General features: G+C 43.0%; 13 protein-coding genes and 2 pseudogenes. 8 read left to right on the top strand and 7 right to left on the bottom strand.

The annotated features are described in order from the left end of the window. The 3 genes from era to V7D75_RS02310 form a co-directional block, all read left to right on the top strand. Positions 1-845: GTPase Era (gene era / locus V7D75_RS02320; protein ID WP_333613248.1), on the top strand; the 845-nt coding region annotated here is incomplete at its 5' end. 74 nt (positions 846-919) lie between these two features. Further along, positions 920-1,708, top strand: coding sequence for a DNA repair protein RecO (gene recO / locus V7D75_RS02315; RefSeq protein ID WP_333613247.1), 789 nt, complete (start codon positions 920-922; stop codon positions 1,706-1,708). A 77-nt stretch (positions 1,709-1,785) separates the two neighbouring features. Further along, positions 1,786-2,583, top strand: a complete 798-nt coding sequence (locus tag V7D75_RS02310; protein WP_333613246.1) for a pyridoxine 5'-phosphate synthase — start codon at positions 1,786-1,788, stop codon at positions 2,581-2,583. A gap of 19 nt (positions 2,584-2,602) precedes the next feature. Here the strand turns inward: V7D75_RS02310 and V7D75_RS02305 are convergent, their stop codons facing one another. Continuing rightward, positions 2,603-3,190 (bottom strand): pilus assembly FimT family protein, encoded by a 588-nt coding sequence (locus V7D75_RS02305; RefSeq protein WP_333613245.1) that lies wholly within the window; start codon positions 3,188-3,190, stop codon positions 2,603-2,605. Positions 3,191-3,733: 543 nt separating this feature from the next. Here V7D75_RS02305 and V7D75_RS02300 point away from each other — a divergent pair. The 3 genes from V7D75_RS02300 to mscL all read left to right on the top strand — a co-directional run bounded on the left by V7D75_RS02300 (position 3,734) and on the right by mscL (position 7,849). Continuing rightward, a complete protein-coding gene (locus V7D75_RS02300) occupies positions 3,734-4,930 on the top strand; it encodes an OmpA family protein (protein ID WP_333613244.1) in 1,197 nt (398 codons plus the stop codon). A gap of 349 nt (positions 4,931-5,279) precedes the next feature. Continuing rightward, complete coding sequence (gene typA / locus V7D75_RS02295) at positions 5,280-7,127, top strand: translational GTPase TypA (RefSeq protein ID WP_068403956.1); 1,848 nt, start codon at positions 5,280-5,282, stop codon at positions 7,125-7,127. A 278-nt stretch (positions 7,128-7,405) separates the two neighbouring features. Next, positions 7,406-7,849 carry a large conductance mechanosensitive channel protein MscL gene (mscL, locus tag V7D75_RS02290; protein ID WP_333613243.1) on the top strand — a complete coding sequence of 148 codons (444 nt, stop codon included), beginning with the start codon at positions 7,406-7,408 and terminating at the stop codon, positions 7,847-7,849. Between the two features lie 88 nt (positions 7,850-7,937). Here the strand turns inward: mscL and V7D75_RS02285 are convergent, their stop codons facing one another. From V7D75_RS02285 to cysM, 6 genes are all read right to left on the bottom strand, one after another. After that, positions 7,938-8,378 carry a hypothetical protein gene (locus V7D75_RS02285; RefSeq protein WP_289048238.1) on the bottom strand — a complete coding sequence of 147 codons (441 nt, stop codon included), beginning with the start codon at positions 8,376-8,378 and terminating at the stop codon, positions 7,938-7,940. 369 nt (positions 8,379-8,747) lie between these two features. Then, complete coding sequence (gene mutM, locus V7D75_RS02280; protein ID WP_333613242.1) at positions 8,748-9,683, bottom strand: bifunctional DNA-formamidopyrimidine glycosylase/DNA-(apurinic or apyrimidinic site) lyase; 936 nt, start codon at positions 9,681-9,683, stop codon at positions 8,748-8,750. A 64-nt stretch (positions 9,684-9,747) separates the two neighbouring features. Further along, the gene (locus V7D75_RS02275) at positions 9,748-12,285 is read right to left on the bottom strand and encodes a RelA/SpoT family protein (RefSeq protein ID WP_333613241.1); all 2,538 of its coding nucleotides are present in this window, start codon (positions 12,283-12,285) and stop codon (positions 9,748-9,750) included. A 474-nt stretch (positions 12,286-12,759) separates the two neighbouring features. After that, complete coding sequence (gene rlmD, locus V7D75_RS02270; protein ID WP_333613240.1) at positions 12,760-14,301, bottom strand: 23S rRNA (uracil(1939)-C(5))-methyltransferase RlmD; 1,542 nt, start codon at positions 14,299-14,301, stop codon at positions 12,760-12,762. A 145-nt stretch (positions 14,302-14,446) separates the two neighbouring features. Further along, positions 14,447-15,271: a 3'-5' exonuclease gene (locus tag V7D75_RS02265; protein ID WP_333613239.1), complete on the bottom strand. Its 825-nt coding sequence runs from the start codon at positions 15,269-15,271 to the stop codon at positions 14,447-14,449. Between the two features lie 40 nt (positions 15,272-15,311). Then, entirely contained in the window at positions 15,312-16,256 is a 945-nt protein-coding gene (cysM, locus tag V7D75_RS02260; protein ID WP_333613238.1) for a cysteine synthase CysM, read from the bottom strand. 456 nt (positions 16,257-16,712) lie between these two features. Between cysM and V7D75_RS02255 the strand changes: the two are divergent. Next, positions 16,713-19,285 (top strand): annotated as a pseudogene (locus V7D75_RS02255) (ATP-binding protein); the annotation flags it as partial. A 210-nt stretch (positions 19,286-19,495) separates the two neighbouring features. Then, positions 19,496-20,182, top strand: a pseudogene (locus V7D75_RS14640) (Hpt domain-containing protein); the annotation flags it as partial. Positions 20,183-20,281: the final 99 nt, after the last annotated feature.

The raw sequence follows: 20,281 nt of genomic DNA, 5'->3' as shown, positions 1-20,281 counted from the left end.
TATTGGGTCAAAAGCTGTCTATCACGTCGCGTAAACCGCAAACCACCCGTCACCGTATTCACGGCATTTTGTCTAATGATGAGATGCAAGCGGTGTTTGTTGATACTCCAGGTATTCATCGCAATGAGGTACGCGCTATCAATGAGCGTATGAATAAAGCTGCCGTCTCTGCATTGGTTGATGTTGATTTGGTCTTATTTGTCGTTGATTCAGACCAGTGGCGTGATGACGATTTATTGACCCTACAAAAACTTGGCGATACCAATCTGACCGTAGTATTGGTAATTAATAAAGCCGATACGCTAAAAGATAAAGGTAGCGTGTTACCACTGATCGAAACGTTTAATGAAAGTTTTGATTTTGCTGATATCGTCCCTGTTTCTGCTTTAAAAAATCAAAACCTAGACCGCTTGCAAGAGGTGATTGCCTCGCATTTGCCAATCGCCGATCCTATCTATGATAGCGAGCAGATTACCGATCGCTCAGAGCGTTTTTTAGCCAGTGAAATTATTCGCGAAAAAATCATGCGTAGTGCCGGCGATGAAGTACCTTACGATTTGACGGTGCAGATTGATGGTTTTAAAGACGAAGCGGCGCATATTGACCCAAAAACTGGTCGTCCGCGTAAAGCGGTTACTTTTATCGATGCGACCATCTATGTTGAGCGTAGCGGGCAAAAAGCGATTGTCATTGGTGATAAAGGCCAGCGTATCAAACAGGTCGGCATGGATGCACGTAAAGACATGGAACAACTGTTTGATAAAAAAATCATGTTAACACTGTGGGTGAAAGTGAAACGCGGCTGGTCTGATGATGAGCGCGCTTTGACCAGTTTAGGATATTAAGCACGATTAAAAAAGCATGGTGGGTAGATGTTTATCGCCATGTATCTATATCACCACGGCTGAGGTAATAATCCATGCGTAATGAAGCGTTAATCGGTTATTTATTACATCAGCGCCCCTACCAAGAAAAGCGCGCCTTATATTACCTTTTTTCTCAGCAACATGGTGTCATCCATGGTGTTGGCAAAAAAGGCGCACCGCTTTTTATGCCCCTGCAACTTTTTGCTAGCGGTAAACGCGATTTAAAAACATTCACGCAGATTAATATCGCGCCATTAAGTGCGATTCAAGATTCAGTAGCCCAAGTAGCCCAAAATTCTTTAGCACTAAAAGACAGTAATGTTAATCTAGCCCAGACGCTGCATCATGAAAATATCAGCGGCCAACATCAGTATGCAGCTTTGTATTTAAATGAAATACTGTGGCGACTATTACCCACCGAAGATCCCATGCCAATATTATGGCAACACTACCAAAATAGCCTACAGCAGCTTAAGCAGCCCTTAACTGCCGATGAGCTGCGTTTGTGTTTGCGCCAGTTCGAGGCGCATTTATTTAACGAATTGGGCTTTGCCTTAACATTAAAACATGACAGCTTAGATCAGCCTATTGAACCTGACGCTTGGTATCGTTTCCTACCTGATGTGGGCTTGATTCCAATTGTGCATAATGACAATGAGAGCGCTGTTGCGCAGACCGTTTTCAAAGGTAATGAGATTTTATCGATGGCAGAGCAAAGTTTATCCACATCAACTCTCAATGCTTGGTCGCGTTTGCATCGACAATTGATTGACCATTTGCTTGATTATCAACCGTTGCAAAGTCGCTTACTTTGGCAGCAGCAACAGCGCTATCAATATTAGCTCAATCATAAAACATAGTTATATTTTATAAACAATTTTTTAGTAAATTACCCAAATATGAACAAAAGGATTTTTTTATGCTTAATACAACAGTAAAGACTTCCAATTTAGCACAAACTTCAGAAAATGCCTTAAAAAAGCCTCTATTGGGGGTAAATATTGACCATGTAGCGACCTTACGTCAAGCACGCGGTGTCAGTTATCCCAGTCCATTAGCAGCTGCTCTGCTCTGTGAGCAAGCTGGAGCCGATGGTATCACCATTCATTTGCGTGAAGACCGCCGTCATATTCAAGATGCTGACGTTTATGAGATAGCTGAGCAGCTAACCACCAGAATGAACTTGGAAATAGCAGCAACGGCTGAGATGCTAGAGATTGCTCGTCAAGTTAAGCCATATTGGGTATGTCTAGTACCTGAAAAACGTGCCGAATTGACGACAGAAGGCGGACTTGACGTTGCAGGGCAGGTAGCTTGGCTGACAGATTATGTTAGTAAATTACAAGCAGTCGGTATCAAGGTTTCTTTATTTATTGATCCAGAAGATACGCAGATTGCGGCAGCGGTAAGCTGTGGAGCAGATGCAATTGAATTGCATACTGGTGCTTATGCGGAAGCGGGTTTAGCGGGTAATATCGATAAAATGAATGATGAGTTTTCTCGCATTGAGCAAGCTGTGCAAACCGCGCAACATACTAATCCCAAGCTTTTGGTTAATGCTGGTCATGGTTTGACACGTGATAATGTCCACGCTATTGCGCAAATTGATGGTATATATGAGCTAAATATCGGACATGCCCTCATTGCTGACGCCGTTTTTGTGGGATTAGAGCAAGCGGTCATTATGATGAAGTCTGCTATGCATCAAAGTGTTTAAACACTTAATGTCGTAATTTCTATTGTCCACAATCAGTAGGGTGGCTTGCATTAGGCTTATAAGTAATGCCACCTCCTTGATTAAATGAGATTTGATACATGGCATGATTATATGTTGAGGTTGGACAGTATTTAATATGGCCGAAATGGCCGCGGGGTTTACCGCTATCGCCCCAAAATTTGGTGTAATGACGCTTATCTCCTACCCGTAAATATAAGGTGCTATATTTAGGTTCTAAAGCCTGTTCTTCTAGCAGGTCATCAACTCCTACGTCGAAGTTTTTATTGTCATTTTTATCTAAAAATAATAATAGCTTCTTATAGCTGTCTCTATGACAAGTAGCGCCGTCATTAGAAAGGCAAACCAACAAGTTTTGTCTTCTAATGTGGCTTTCAGCTTTCGCTAACTTTAGCGTATTTTTAATTTGGCTCTCAATACGTTTTGCTTCCATGCTTGCTAACTGCTCTAGAATATAGGGCGCCGCAATCATTGCTATAATAGTCAGCACAGCGACAGTAACAATCAGCTCTATCAAGGTAAAGCCATATTTATTATGTGCTTGAAAACGAGTCTGCTTTCTTGACGATACTTTATATAATTCAATCATGAGAGACTGCTACCTATACAAGAGGTACGGCTATATATTAATAATCGACTAACCTGAATATTGCGCCAAAATTTTAAGTATCTATAAATTTCGTTTAAGTTTTATACTCTTAACTATTAGTAAAAAGATGTTGGGTTATACAAATATAAACCAAATATATGTCTACTGTCAAAGAATGTTTCAATTCGTGAATAAGGAGTTTTAACGATAGAGAAAATTAACGATTTGTATTAAAATATCTTGAAACAATAGATAGAATTAGTTTCATCATCTATTGCGACCTCACACACAAAAGATAAAGAGTGTAAAGTGTGTTAGTCGTCAGTAAGTTAAGCTGGCTAATGTGTTTTAGTTATGACATTATCGTGTAATAATGTGTAGCTGGTTAACGAAAAAAGTTGTAAACTGAATTGATAATCGCTAAGCTACTTCTTAATTGGTTTTGCTTTGTAATTTCAAATTCGTAAATGATGTCTGCTTTTGGGCATCTTAAGATGCGGTTTTGCTTGACGCATTACTAAAATTATCCTTTGGAGGAAGTTCATGAAATTAAATAAAATTGCTTTGGCATTATTTGCCATTACAGCGGCTCCACTAGCAGCAAACGCCGGTGTTACTATTAGCCCATTGTTACTTGGTTATCATTACAGTGAAGGCGCTGATGACGAGCAAGTCGAAATTATGGGTGACGGTAACGGAAATGGTTTTTATAAAGAAAACGGTCTTTATACTGGTGCAGCACTAGGTATCGAGCTAACTCCTTCTACTCAATTTCAAGTAGAATATGGTGTATCTAATACTGATGGTGTTGGTGTAAATAGAAATACTGGAAATGATGTTTCTGGTTCATTTGACGCTGAACAAGAAATGATTTCTGGTAACTTCTTGATCGGCTTTGAAGAATTCAGTGGTTACACTGACAATGCGTTTAAACCATATGCCTTGATTGGTGCTGGTCGTTCTAAAATTGAAGTTGAAGATGCTTCAGGTGATTTCGTTACTGGTTCAAAAGATACTATTGGTAACCTAGGTCTAGGTGCTATGTATCGTATCAATGACGCACTAAGCCTACGTGGTGAAGCTCGTGCGATTCACAACTTTGACAACAACTGGTGGGAAGGTATGGCTCTAGCTGGTCTAGAAGTCGTACTAGGTGGTCACTTAGCGCCTACTGTTGCTGTACCGCCAATGCAAGAGCCATTAGTTGATACTGCTCCAGTAGTAGTTGTTGAGTCTGATCTTGATTCTGACGGTGATGGCGTACCTGATAGCATCGATGCATGCCCAGGCACTCCAATGAACGTAGTAGTTGATGAGCGTGGTTGCCCAGTACCAGTAGATATTACTGATGAGCTAAAAATGGAACTACGTGTATTCTTTGATAACGACAAATCAACTATCAAAAACCAATACAAACCTGAAATCGCTAAAGTAGCAGAGAAGATGCGTGAGTATCCTAACTCTACTGCTCGCGTTGAAGGTCATGCTTCTAAAACAGGTCCTTCAGCACGTTATAACCAACGTCTATCTGAAGCCCGTGCAGTTGCAGTAAAATCTATGTTGACTAACGAATTTGGTATCGAGCCAAACCGCCTATCAACAGTTGGCTATGGTTATGACCAACCAATCGCTGATAACAATACTGAAGAAGGTCGCGCTATGAACCGTCGTGTATATGCCATCATCACTGGTGACAAAACCATGACTGTTGAACAAACTAAAGATATGGTTGTTCAGTAAGTAGACGCTACTAATTATGTATTAACTTAATTAGTTACAAAAAAAGTCATCCTTTGGGTGGCTTTTTTTTATTTATACACTCAGAAAAGTAAGTTATTGCATAAATTGATAGCGCAATAATGTTATACTAGCGACCCAAACACTTTGTAAATTGACAAAGTGTACATTAGCATAGCTATCTGTACGATGGATTTATCAGTGTAGGTAATTGATTTTACTAATATTAAATAATCTGCCTACCGCGCAATCATTCAATCATAAAGTAATCATGTCTACCTGATTGGTGGCAACAGTTTATCCAGCGGTGCTTACTGCTACTGCATTTTTTAAGACGAAACGAGCATTTTATATGGCGAACGATATCAAACACCTGCGTAACATTGCAATTATTGCCCACGTTGACCACGGTAAAACAACCTTGGTTGATAAGCTATTACATCAATCTGGTACTTTTGGTGACCGTGCAAACATTGCGGAACGCGCAATGGATTCAGGTGATATTGAGCAAGAGCGTGGTATTACTATTTTGGCGAAAAATACAGCCATCCGCTGGACAGATGACACTGATGGTACAGAATACCGTATTAATATTGTCGACACCCCAGGTCACGCCGATTTTGGTGGCGAAGTTGAACGCGTTATGTCAATGGTTGACTGCGTATTGTTGGTTGTTGACGGTGTTGATGGCCCAATGCCGCAAACCCGTTTCGTAACTCAAAAGGCGTTCGAGCAAGGCCTAAAGCCGATTGTGGTTATCAATAAAATTGACCGTCCTGGTTCACGTCCTGATTGGGTAATGGATCAAATCTTTGATCTGTTTGACAATCTAGGTGCTACTGACGAGCAATTAGATTTCCCAGTAGTTTATGCATCTGCCTTAAACGGTATTGCTGGTTTGGAAGCAGATAATTTAGCGGATGACATGACGCCGTTGTTTAAAACCATCGTTGATGTGGTACAGCCTCCGCAAGTTGATGCAGATGCGCCTTTCCGTATGCAAATCTCTAGTCTTGACTATAACAGCTTCGTTGGCGTTATCGGTATCGGTCGTATTCAGCGCGGTAAAGTTAAAACCAATACGCCTGTGACTGTCATTGATAAAAATGGTAAAACGCGTAACGGTCGTATCCTAAAAATCATGGGTTATCATGGTCTTGAGCGTATTGAAGTAGACGATGCGCAAGCGGGCGATATCGTTTGTATTACTGGTATTGATGCGCTAAATATTTCAGACACCATTTGTGACCCTAACCACGTTGAAGCGTTGCCAGCATTGACTGTTGATGAACCAACGGTATCAATGAACTTCCAAGTAAACAATTCTCCATTCGCCGGTCGTGAAGGTAAATTTGTGACGTCACGTAATATTCGTGAGCGTCTTGAGCGTGAATTGATTCACAACGTAGCACTACGTGTAGAAGATACCGAGTCTCCAGATAAATTTAAAGTATCAGGTCGTGGTGAGCTGCATTTATCAGTATTGATCGAAAACATGCGTCGCGAAGGTTTTGAGCTTGGTGTATCAGGTCCAGAAGTTATCGTTAAAGAAGTAGATGGCAAGCTACAAGAACCATATGAAAACGTTGTCTTTGATATTGAAGACGCGCATCAAGGTCCAATTATGGAGCAAGTCGGCTTACGTAAAGGCGAGATGACCAATATGGAGCTTGATGGTAAAGGTCGTATGCGTATTGAAGCGACTATGCCTGCACGTGGTTTGATTGGTTTCCGTTCAGAGTTTCTAACCCTGACCTCGGGTACTGGAATTATGACTTCAAGCTTCTCGCATTACGGTCCACAAAAGATCGGTGATGTTGGTGGTCGCTCAAACGGTGTATTGGTGTCTATGGCCAATGGTGTTTGCTTAGGTTTCGCGCTATTTAACCTACAAAAACGTGGTAAATTGTTCGCTGAGCCACAGCTTGAAGTTTACGAAGGTATGATTGTTGGTCTAAACTCTCGTAATGATGATATGGTTGTCAATCCAACGACTGCTAAACAGTTAACCAACGTCCGTGCCAGTGGTACTGATGAAGCGTTGACTCTGACTCCAGCGGTTAAGTTTACCCTTGAGCAAGCGCTTGAGTTTATTCAAGATGATGAGTTAGTAGAAGTAACGCCAAAAGCCATACGCCTGCGTAAGCGTTATTTGACTGAAAATGAGCGTAAGCGTCATGGTCGTAAGAAAAACGCTTAATATCGATACGTAAATTACTTGGTAATTTATATTTTCAATATTAGAAAAGTACTCAAAGCTAATTTTTCATGATTAGCTTTGACATCGAAAATTAGCAGTATAAGGTGAGCAAAATAAAGTTCACTTTATATTGCTTTTTTTTGTGTTTGGTTTTCATATATAATAAAAATGATCTAATCAATGAATGTTATTTATTTAGACAGGTTTAAAAAATCAATATCGGAAAATTTGATTCATTATCTATATAATAATCAATTAAAATTTCAAGGAGTGACATCATGAGTATGGTATCTGAGTTTAAGGAATTTGCTTTAAAAGGTAACGTAATGGACCTAGCAGTCGGTGTCATTATTGGTGGCGCTTTTGCGACTATTACGACTTCTTTGGTTGAAGACATTATCATGCCTATAGTCGCTTTTATTGCCGGCGGCGAAATTAATTTCAAAAACATGTTTTTTATATTAGGTGATGCGCCTGAAGGTGTGGCCATGACTTATGATGCACTCAAGGCAGCAGGCGTACCGGTATTGGCTTATGGTAGCTTTATCACAGTGTTGATTAACTTCCTAATTTTGGCGTTTATCATTTTTATGATGGTCAAAATGGTTAATAGACTGCGCCGTAAAGATGAGGTGGAAGAAGCGGTGAAAGGACCGTCAGAAGAAGTACAGCTGCTGCGTGAGATTAGCGCTAAGCTGAGTAATACTCATATCACAAAATAAAATTATATAATTCACTCACCAAAATCAAAAAAGGCTAACGATAAGTTAGCCTTTTTTATTAGCGATTGATAAGCTCGAAGCTTTTTAATTATGGTGTCACTACCACATAGTCATTGGTATTAATCAGAATCTCTGAAGGCTGATCGACGACAATACGGACCACGTTATTATCAACGACTTGTGACTTATAATAATTGTCTTCGGCAACCGTACATCCTAGGCAACGTCCCATGGCATCCCAAGGTTCAACGAATAATTTTTGCTGGGCTTGGTCGGCATTGCCGCCGATAAGCGAGAAGGGCAGACTAACAAGGTAAGCGGCGGTGCCTGCCACAGCGGTCACCAGCTGTAATGGTTTACCAACAATAGTATCAACTGCCATGGTCTCATAAGAGGGGCCAAAATCCGTTTCATCGATTTCTATCGCTGCTAGAGCGGGCTGCATGCTAGCAAAAATCAAGCTTATGCTTGCCATCATGGTCAGTAGTTTATATTTAGCTGTGCGTTTCATTTTAGCTGGAGCGCTCATAATGATATCCTAAAACTCATAAGAAGTATGATTCATAGCTGCGGCTATTTCCATACAGAGACAACTTCCCTATAGAAATAATGCGACAACGATAAGCATTGATAAATAGTTTTAATATTACAGATAAATAAACGCTTTGCACTATTTATGTAAATATTGGCACTATTAAAGCAAGATTTAAGCCAATAAGCAACAAAAATGCGCAGGATATATTTATATGAAAGATGTTTTTTAAAACGACTAAATTCGAATGGAGTTTTTAATAGCGTTAAATCATATTTCCATAAAAAGTATTCATTGTGGCAATTCAGTGCTTTATAGCTTTGCAGACTTTTTAAAACTTCAGCTGTGAGGCAATTTAGAAATGGATTATTTAGTAGGCTGACAGTTAGGACAGAAGACACTGGCACGGCCATTTAACTTAATATTTTCTAATAGCGTATCGCAATGCGGACAGGTTTCGCCCTGTCTACCATAAACATTTAAAGTTTGCTGGAAGTAGCCGGTTTGACCGCTGGCAACGGTAAAATCGCGTAATGTGGAACCACCTAGCGTGATGGCCTTTTTTAAGATGGCTTTGATATGCTCAACCAAGATAACTATTTGCTCATAGGAGACTTCATTAGCTGGTGTTGCCGGGTGAACGCCTGATAAATAAAGGCTTTCAGTTGCATAAATATTACCAACGCCAACAATGACTTGCTGCTCCATAATTACTGATTTAATCGCGCGCTTAATAGGCTGCTTGTTATTGGCTTTATTGATTATATTGTTATCAGAGGTTTGGTTTGGTTTGTCCGAGCGCTGAATTAAATGATATAAATAATCAGCGGTAAAGTCTGCTGATAATGGCTCCGGACCCAAATGATCTAAAAGCTTAGGACCGTAATCTTTAAACCACAGCACTGAGCCAAATCGCCTCGGATCATAATAATGTAGCTGTGTTTGGCTATTATCAGCGCCGCTAAATGTCACTACCAAATGGTCATGTTTACGCTTATCGGTGCCATAGCTATGTTGCTGTAAGCTACCCGACATACCAAGGTGAATCAAAAGTTGACGCGGTGCTAAGCTATTTGGCTGAATAGAAGCGTTGGTATTAACAGCAGTGAGCGGTATAAAATTTAGGATTAAATACTTCGCTCGGCGCTCGACACTGTCCAAAGTATAATCAACCAGTTCACTCAAATTATCGGGCATCGACCAGCGTAATTTTGGTTGAAAAACTTTGACATCGACCACTTGTTGACCTAATAAAGGTGTCAGGCTGGTTTTGGTGGTTTCTACTTCCGGCAACTCAGGCATAGTATTTCTTATCAGACTCTATTATATATAAAGGTTATTTACAAAGATTTTAAAGTTTAAGCTATCAAACAACAGCACGGCGAGCATGCAAGATACCATGTTGCTGCTCGAGCTTGGCAAGTAACTTAGACAAATGCGCGAGCCCTGAAACTTCAACATGGAACTTTAAAAAGGCGATATTATCATCGTTACTGAGCGTTTCAACCTGGCGAATATTGACGTTTTCTTTATCAATAATTTGGGTCAAATCACGCAGTAATCCGCGCCGGTCATAGGCTACCGGCTGATAACGGCCAGCTTTAACCGTCCAAGCCGCTTCAATTTCACGCTCAGGATCACGTTCAATCAAGCGCAGGTATTCAGGGCAACCGCGGTTATGCACGCTAACGCCGCGCGACAAAGTAATGTAGCCTGCGATAGGTTCGCCGTGGACAGGATGACAGCAGCCCGCTAAATTAATCTCGATATTATCCAAACCATCGATACGGATTTTATAAGCATCAAGTTTCCCCGCATTTCTTGTATCGATACTTGGGGTAAAATCTTCTTCAGGTTTTTCAGGCTCTAAATCTAACTGGCGTGAAATATGACTGGTCAATTGATTGAGACTGATATCACCTGTGACCAAACCAACTACGATATCATCGGTATTATTGACGTTAAAATGCTGGATATAATCGTTTAAATCGATGCTGTTTGGGTGTACCGATAAGCGCTCAAGCTCTTTACTGAGCATTTGGCGACCTATCTCGATATTTTTATCGCGGTCTTGCTTATTAAACCATTGACGCAGTTTTGAGCGTGCGCGGTTGGTATGAATATAACCGAGCGAGGCGACTAGCCAATCGCGATTCGGCTCACGCGAGGCTTTGGTAATAATCTCAACTTGTTCGCCCGTTTTTAACTGGTAAGTCAGCGGCACATAGCGCTGATTGACGCGCGCCGCTTGCGCCCGATTACCGACTTGCGTGTGCACATAATAAGCAAAGTCCAGTACAGTGGCGCCTTTTGGTAATTCTGTAATATCGCCATCACGACTAAAGATATAAATACGCTCGAGCTCATCGAAATCAACCAATTGCTCATCATCGTCGAACTCGATTTCTTCTAATTCTTCGCCGGTCAGTAATGATGAGCGCGGCTGATTGCGCGTTTCGTTATTAATCGATAAGAGCTGGCGTAATGAGCTGATTCTTTGGTTAAGGTAATTGTCCTTTTTGTTTTTCAAGCCTTCTTTGTAATTGACGTGTGCACACATACCAAGCTCGGCCTCAAAGTGCATTTCTTGGGTGCGAATTTGTACTTCAAGCGACTTGTTTTCGGCAATAACGGCGGTATGAAGCGAGCGATAACCGTTGGATTTTGGATTGGTAATATAATCGTCAAATTGCTCAGGGATATAGCGCCACAAACCGTGTACCAATCCCAAAACGTGATAGCAGTCTGAAGGATTATTGACCAAGACACGTAGCGCACGTATGTCATAAAGCTGATCAAAGGATAAACCTTTAAGCTTCATTTTTCGATAAATTGAGTAGATGTGCTTGACGCGACCTGATACCTCGCCTTCGATACCCGCTTCCGCTAACGCTTCATTGAGCTTATCTTGTACGCGCTGGATATAAGACTCACGTTCGCTGCGTTTCTCTGATAACAGTTTGGCAATTTCTTTATAACGCTCAGGCGCCAGATAGCGAAAGGCTAAGTCTTCAAGCTCCCATTTTAATTGGGCAATACCCAGCCTATGAGCCAGTGGCGCATAAATGGTCATGACCTCACGCGCGACCCGATATTGTCGTTCTTCACCAGAAAAAGTCAGTTCGCGCATGGCAAAGGTACGCTCAGCCAATTTAATCAGCACCACGCGCACATCGTTGGTGACTGAGATGAGCATACTATAAATGTTGGAGAGCTGGTCACGCTGATTATTGACGAAATGGTCTTCTAAGCGTTTATTGCTTTCGATGATTTCGGACAGTTTTCCCATTGCCAAGGTATCTTTGACCAAGGTTGAGATATCGGCACCGAATTTTTTTTCAATTTCCGCAAGGCTAATAATCGATTTGCGGGCGCTACGATAAAGCATCGCTGCAACCAGCGCATTTTCATCTTGATACAGGTAGGTTAGGATATCGGTCATAGCAATACCGGTGACATAAGCGCCTGAACGCTCAGATTCACTGGTATTCATATGACTGCGGATAAATTCGCAAGCGCTAGCAAGATTGGGCACAGACTCTTGCCCGATACGCTTGGCAACATTATCCAGCCAAGTAGGGACGTCGATATTTATCTGATCTAAATCAATGGCTTCTAGTTCTTGTGCCGAAAGCGCATTGGCATCATCCAGCAGTTGATTATCTAAATACTCATCTTCGAGGTTGGGGTCATGGCTGTGATAAGCATACTGCGCGGAGCGATCAAAGGTGGTATGCAGTTTATGAGTGGACAGCTGATATTTGATGTCGTGTGGAATTTGGGCATAGCTATTGGCAGACTGATGAGAGCGTTGGCTCGCGACCAGTTGTGCGGCCAATGTTGCGCTATCGGCTTGCGTGGTTTGTCCATCTACCAGCGGTAGCCCTTCACGAATTTTTACCATAGCCCACTCCTCTTAGCTATTCTAAATTGATTAAAAGCCCATTTACCAACCACACTTTTAGGTTTCCATAGGTAAAGTGTCAGCTATAAATCAATTCAGCCGCTAAAAAATCCATTTTTAGCAGCTATAAAATGACAGACATAAATAATATATAAAGCGCTGAGTAAGGATAAAGGATCCTCACGATATCTTGCTGAAGAAAGCCTAAATACATTGGCTGTTATTATCTCATGTCACAATGACAAATCAAGCAAGGCTCTGTAATGATAATGTCGCTTTCGATAACATAACGCCTGTTTAACCTCGGCATTTAAGCCACTTTATCTAAAGTAATAGGGTCAAAAAGGTTGTACTTATCTATACCTGTCATACGTTGTTTTCATACTATAGCGTAGCGTGCGTTAAAATACGCTGCGCTAAAATATGTTTTTTTAAACCTCTTATTTTAAAATATCAGCACTACTAAAGCTGACGTTAAACTGCAACTTTCTCAAAGCGTGCGATTGATTCGACGTGACCGGTATGACAGAACATATCCATCACGCCTGCATGCGTCAAACGATAGCCTTGCTCTAACAAGGCTTTGGTATCGCGGGCAAGGGTAGCAGGGTTACAAGAGACATAGACAATACGCTCGGCATTGAACTTTGGCAGATACTGCATAATCTCCCACGCGCCCGAACGCGGTGGGTCAATGAGTAACGCATCAAAGCCTTGATTGGCCCAAGGTTTATCGGTGCAATCTTGGGTTAAGTCTTGGCTATAAAACGCCGTATTAGTAATGCCATTGCGGCGTGCATTATCAGCAGCGCGAGCAGTCATGGCTTCACTGCCTTCAACGCCAACCACCGAGCCAGTTTCGCCGACCAAACGCGCAAGCGGTAAGCTAAAGTTACCCAAACCACTGAATAAATCGAGCACACGTTCGCCCGCTTTTAAATCTAACAAATCACAAGCAAGCTTGGTCATTTGACGATTGACCGATAAATTGACCTGAGTGAAGTCCGTTGGAATAAATTCAAAGGTCAAATCATACTCAGGCAATTGATAATACAAGCGCCCAAACTGCTCACTCATATCGTCATTATCCGTCAAGGCAATACGCTGAATGCTATCGGTGCCTTTTGACTGTAAATATAGCTGCCAATTGCGCGCCGCAAAAAACGTTTTTAATTTCTCGATATCGGCATCCGATAATGGTGCCAAGTTACGCACAATAAGGGCAACGGGCTGATTGCCATCAGGCAGTTCTGGCAACGCTTCACCCATGGCTAATTCAAGCTGAGCAATCTTGTCACGACTCTCAAGCGTGCTGATAAGCGCTTTTAGATTTTCAATCTCAAAGCCAATACGTGGGTCTAAGATATGACACTCATTTAACTCGGCTAAAAAGTTACTTGAGCGCTCACGGAAACCAACCAAGGCGGTTTCTTTTTTGGCGACATAACGCACGCCGAGTCGCGCTTTGGTACGGTAACCTAAACGATCACCGACCACGGGCGCGAGCCAGTGATCAGGCTCGACATTGGCTTGATGCATAAGTAATTCAGCGAGTACAGATTGCTTAAAGTTGATCTGGCCATCGGGCTGCCAATGTTGCAAGCTACAGCCACCGCAAACACCGAAATGCGGGCAAGGCGCTACTGCGCGCTCAGGGTTTGGATTGGCAGTAATACTCACCGCATCACCTTCTTCAAAGCTGCTACGGCTATTGGTGATTTTGACTAAGGCGCTTTCGCCCGGTAAAGCAAAGCTGACAAAAATCTTTTTGCCATGCTTGTCTTCGATATGACCGTCGGCTTTACCGAAACCATTGCCATAAATAGCAACGCCGCGACCATCATGTGATAAGCCATCTATTTTAAAGGGTAATGGCTCAGCATCTTTCAAACGGCGGCGTGTTTTCGATGAGGGCTTAGATTTTTTCTTACTTGGCGGCATGGTGATGGTCTGAGCCTCGTTAGGCTGTTGGTTGGTATCTAGGGTAGTAGAGTTCTGTGAATCGGTGGGCTGCATAAACCTGCCTTAATAATAAAGAGTAAGCAATAAAGGATAAATAACTAAAAATAAGAGTGAGACGTTAGCTGTTAAAACGTCATTTCTATGAAAGCGTTTTTATAAAGCAGTTCTTATAAAGACGCTCGTTAAATAAAAATGTCTGCTATGGCGCAGGTGCGGATGACCAATCGGCAATAAATTCGTGATGGCGTGGACTGCCATCTGCTTGGGTATATTGGGCCAAATAGTCACGGCTTTGCTGCTGCCATGCCTCAAAATCTGGTGAGGACAATTGCCCTGTTAAACGCAGCCAGCGCAGATATATCAGCCAAGTATTCATCACATCAGATTCGCAATATATTGACAGTGTTTGCCAATCATCATTGCTGACCAGCTCGCCAACCATACTGCCATCGACATTGGTTTTACCTGGCAAGCCATAAAGGCTGGCGACGATATCCATGGCTTCGCGGCGGCTGGCACCGTATTGGCTGAATCTGTCCATCAAATCAAGATGGCGACTGTGGAAACGATTGACGTAGTTATCAAAGCGCATGTTTTTGATACGCTCACCTTCTTCAAATAACCACGGCGCAGATAAGTCATACTGCATCGCGCGATAAATAAGCACTGGAATATCAAAACCCGAGCCGTTCCAACTAATCAGCTGCGGCAGCTTTTCAAGGTCACTAAAGGCGCGAAAAAATTTGCTCAGTATGTCTTTTTCGCTAAACTTATCGGCGGTCAAAGAAAACAGGGAAAATTTGCCGTCTTTAATATAAAGGGCAGAAATACAGACAATGCGCTGCAAGGGCAAACGCATAAAATCGTGACCTGCTTCTTGGAGTCGCAGCGCCGTCAATGCGCTTAAAGCATCGGCATCATTAAGCTCAGCCAACTGCGGATAGATACGGCGGGCAGCGCCGGTATCGGCAACCGTCTCAATATCAAAGACCAAGATAGGTTTGGAAGAAAGGGCGTTTGACATAAACAATCCTGCTTGTTTTTAAGCTTACGAAGTGACGTTATCAGTTGCTGTCATTCACATTATATAGGCCCGTCGATAAATAACGATCACCGCGGTCGCAAACGATAAAAGCAATCACGGCATCTGGGTTTGCTCTTGCGACTTCGGTTGCGGCCCATGCCGCTGCACCTGATGACACCCCAGCAAAAATCCCTTCAGTTTTGGCCAGTTTACGCATATAAACTTCAGCGACACGCTGATCAACATCCATGATGTCATCAACCAAATCTGCTTCGAAAATACCTGGCATATAAGCGGCAGGCCAGCGGCGAATACCAGCGATAGACGCTTCTTCGTCAGGTTGTAGGCCGATGATTTTGACCTCAGGGTTTTGCTCTTTGAGATATTGCGCGACGCCAGTGATAGTACCTGTGGTGCCCATCGAGCTGATAAAATGGGTGATTTTACCGTCCGTTTGCGCCCACAGCTCAGGGCCGGTGGTCAGATAGTGCGCTTGTTTATTATCAGGATTATTAAACTGATCGAGTACAATACCTTTACCGTCGGCTTGCATTTGCAAGGCCATATCACGCGCGGCCTCTATGCCTTCGTCGACTTCGATAAGCGTGGCGCCATAAGCGGCCATCGCATCTTTACGCTCTTGGGTCGAGTTGGTTGGCATGAATAGGGTAATTGGATAACCACGCATGGCCGCCACCATCGCCAAAGCAATACCAGTATTGCCGCTGGTCGCTTCAATGAGCATATCGCCCGGTTTAATATCACCGCGCTGCTCAGCCTGATAAATCATATTAAATGCTGGACGGTCTTTTACCGAACCCGCAGGATTATTGCCTTCAAGCTTGGCGAGTAATGTCGCGCCATTGGCAATCTGCTCTTGCTCAGGCAGGCGATTCAATTTGACCAAAGGCGTCTTACCCACGCAATCGGCAAGGTCAGTGATTTGCGTAATAAAATTGGCGTTTGACTGGGCCGTAGCGGACATAAGGTATCCTTATCGATTATTAGTTTTTTAATAGGCGCTGTTTAAATAGCAGGTCAGTACTTGATGACCGTTAGGGATTGATTGTGGTCAATAAAAAGTTGCGTCATTATATCATTTTGTTTTCGCCTGCGCTTAATGCATAAATTTTTATTGAGGATAAGCAGTGTACTTATCTGCATAAACAAATAGGCATAAACAAAATACGAAAAGCTGACCGTGTAGTAATCGCCTCTGACTAATGAAAGTAGATGAGTAAGTGTGGTGAGAAAAGTTTGCTAAGGAATGGTTAACCGCCTTCGTTAGAATCCTGCTAAGATAATCGCAAGTCATTCTTGATGGCTCATCTTTAATGCTTAATCAATAATGAATACCTAAGCGCGCCGTACAAGATTTGTCAGCAATAATATTTGTCAGTAATAGCATTTAGCGCCAAAATCAGTGGAGAGTAAATCCAGCATGGCTTACAAAAAACGTTTTGATACCAGTAGTGCTTATGGTCAGCTGATTATATTGGTGTTTTTGCCGATTTGTTTATTGGCAGCGGTCGGTGGCATTTTGGTGTTTTATGAAACCATGCGTGCCAGTAATTCAGAACAAGAGGCGTTAGCAGAGGCGGTACTAATTCGTTATACGCCAACGATTGCGGAGTTGGTTCCTGAGTTATTAGAGCAAGAACAGGAAGACAATAGCGATGATAAAGGTCAGGTAGAAGACAACCCGCAAGCGGCGCTAGCGGCCCTAGCAGGTATTCAAGATAGGCTCGGGCGTATGCAGTCCGAGCAGCATGTCCAGCGTATTGCGATTATCAATCAAAATAATGAAGTGCTGGCAAGCGTCGGCTACGGGACCGAGGAAGCTTGGCCGCTGATAGAATCTGCAGAGCGTTTTTTATCGCAACAACCAACGCCCATCGGTACCGCTTACGGCAGTAGCTTAGGAGAGTTTGACGGGCAGCAATTGTGGCTTATGATTGATATGGATAATGAGCCACTTTATATCGCCCGTTATCGTATCGCCATGGCGCTCGCGATTACGGGTTTATTTACGATTTTAATTTTGTTATTGAGCTTAAATATTTATTCAAAACGTTGGATTGCGCCTATTTACGAGCTGCGCCTGCAATTACAACGTACCCATGTCGACAATCTTTATCAGCCTATTCCTGTCGAATCAAATGGCGAGCTGAATTTATTGCAGCAAGATTTGGTCAGGACGTTACGTCGTCTCCATGCCAGCTTCCAAGATTTAAAAGATCATGCCGAACAGACCGAAGATGATTTGCGTTTGGCATTTGATGAGATGGAAATGCAGAATATCTCTATTCGTAATGCGCGCGATGCGGCAATCTCGACCAGCCAAGCAAAATCGGCATTTTTGGCCAATATCAGCCATGAATTGCGTACACCATTAAACAGTATCGATGGTTTTATTAATTTGCTAGCGCGTCACGGTGAGCTCAATCCCGAGCAAGATTTGTACGTGCAAACCATCCGTAAATCGTCGGCGCATCTATTGGCGCTAGTGAACGACGTCTTGGATTTTTCTAAGATAGAAGCGGGTAAACTGGTCCTTGATCGTCACGAGTTTGACCTTTATGACACCATTTATGACGTGGTCGATATGCTATCGCCGGTTGCTGCCGAAAAAGGTCTGCGCATGGCGGTGTTGTTTTATAACGACGTGGCGATGCGTTGCGCCTCAAGCAAGTACTGACCAATATCGTCGGTAATGCGATTAAATTCACCGATAGTGGCGACGTGGTTGTACGCGTGAGCTTAGACGATCATCGTGATAATTATTTGATGATTAGCGTGCAAGATAGCGGTAAAGGCATTTCATTATCTGACCAAAAAATGCTCTTTCAAAGCTTTAGCCAAGGCGATCCGTCGATTACGCGACAATACGGCGGTACCGGTTTGGGTCTGGTCATCTCCAAGCAGTTAACGCGGCTGATGGGCGGCGATATTGGCTTTTATGACAATGTGCAAGAAAACATCTCTAATCAAGGTGCGACGTTTTGGTTTCGAATGCCAGCCCATGTCGATGTCTTGGAAGCGGCGACTGGACAGACGATTGAGTTACCAGTGCTCGCGCCACTTGCCAGCGATACAGACGAGTTTAATGTGCTGGTTTGGATCAATCATACTGCGTCGATTCAGGTGCTCAAAGCCAGCTTACAACATTTACCGATTACCCTGACTCAAGCCAACTCTTTACTGGGCGTACTTGAGTCGCTCAAGGAGCGCGGCAATTATTGGGATTGGGTCATCGTGGATGACGATACCCAAGACGATATGATGGCGCTACTCAAACAGATTCGCCTGCATTATCAAGGCAAGCTGGCGGTATTTGGCTATCAAGTTGCCGCCGACCAAGCATTGCTCAATCGTTATCATGCCAATATTTTGTACGAGCCATTGGATAAAAGACAGCTCTATGCGATGCTTGATACGCAGAAACGCAGCGCTCCGAGTGGCGTTCAAGAGCCACGCTGGAAAGGTGTGACTGTGCTAGCTGTCGATGACCATCTGCCAAACTTGTTGGTGCTTGATGCACTGTTAAGTGAACTTGGTATCCATGTGATTACCGCCAGCAGCGGTTTTGATGCGATAGAAATCATCAGTAAACAGCAAACTAAGCATATCAAAACTACTAAAGCTGACAGCCAAAGTCTGTCGAAAAAAACTCAAATATCTAAAGCCGAAGCGCGTGATGATACTAGTAAGTCGGCGGTTAACTCATTACATCTTGACGATGCTACGATGGATGATAAAGGCAATGTGACGCACAAAAACAGTATCGATTTGATATTTATGGATATTCAAATGCCGCGTATGTCAGGGCATGAAGCAGCGCGGCAAATCCGTAATATCGAAACCCCTGATCATCACATTCCGATAATAGCCTTAACGGCCCATGGTTTAGCCGATGAGCGCGATAAGCTGATTGCGAGCGGCATCAACGACTATGTTGGCAAACCTATTAGCCAGCCACAGTTGCTACAAGTGCTGCAAAAATGGCTTGGTCGTACCGACTCAGTGCCGCCATTAACCACTATTCATAGCGATAACTTGCACAGCGCTGACTTGCACACTGACTTACAAAATGGGGTGAATCAAAACGCCTTGACCTCTTACGCAGATGTGACAACCCCAACTTATCCTTTGCTCAAAGATAACGAGGATAATCGTATCGCTAATCCCAGTGCTGATACTAAAGTGAAGAGTCCGGCAAAAATTACCCGACCTTTATCATTAAAGAAAATCCGCGATAACTATTTGCGCGACAGTCAGCCGCGTGAAGAATATAGACGCGAGACGCCGCGCGAAACCCAACCACGCTACGAGAAGCCACGCTCTGAAAAGCCACACTATGAAAATCTGCATTATCAAGGGCAGGGGCAAGCACCATTGGCTTATCCGCCTTATCAAATGTCAGAGCGTGCTAAAGATGAGCAAGCAGTAAATACCGCACACGGGCAAAATAATACGGACATGGGCGCAAATGCCCTTGATACCTCGGAGATTTTAAATTGGCAAGATGCGTTGACGCGTTCCGCCAATAAACCCGATTTGGCTGCTAAGCTGATTATTATGATGCTTGATACCATCAATGATGAAAAGCAAGCGTTGATGCAGGCATGGGACACTCGTAACCGCAGCGCGCTTGCACAAATTGCCCATCGTATCTTGGGCGGCAGTCGTTATACCGGCGTGCCACAGTTACGTCAAGCCAGCCAAGACCTAGAAGATAAGTGCTTATTAAATATTCAACATACCACGCCCGCCCAATTTGCGATGCTCGAGCCTTATTATGAAGCGTTATTAACGGCGTTAAATAATCTACAAACCCTCGATTTATCGGCGTATCCGCAGCTTAATTATCATCGTCTAAGTGAAAATGATATGACGTGGAAAATGATTTAAAGCTGATAATCATAAAACCACTGAGTATAAACGATACCCTAGCAGTCAGTTATTGATAAGGAAGGGTTGCAGTAAGGCTGTTAATATTAATCTGAGTAC

The organism is Psychrobacter sp. (assembly GCF_036731945.1).
Lineage (GTDB): Bacteria > Pseudomonadota > Gammaproteobacteria > Pseudomonadales > Moraxellaceae > Psychrobacter.
This window is presented reverse-complemented; position numbering and strand designations above follow the sequence as displayed.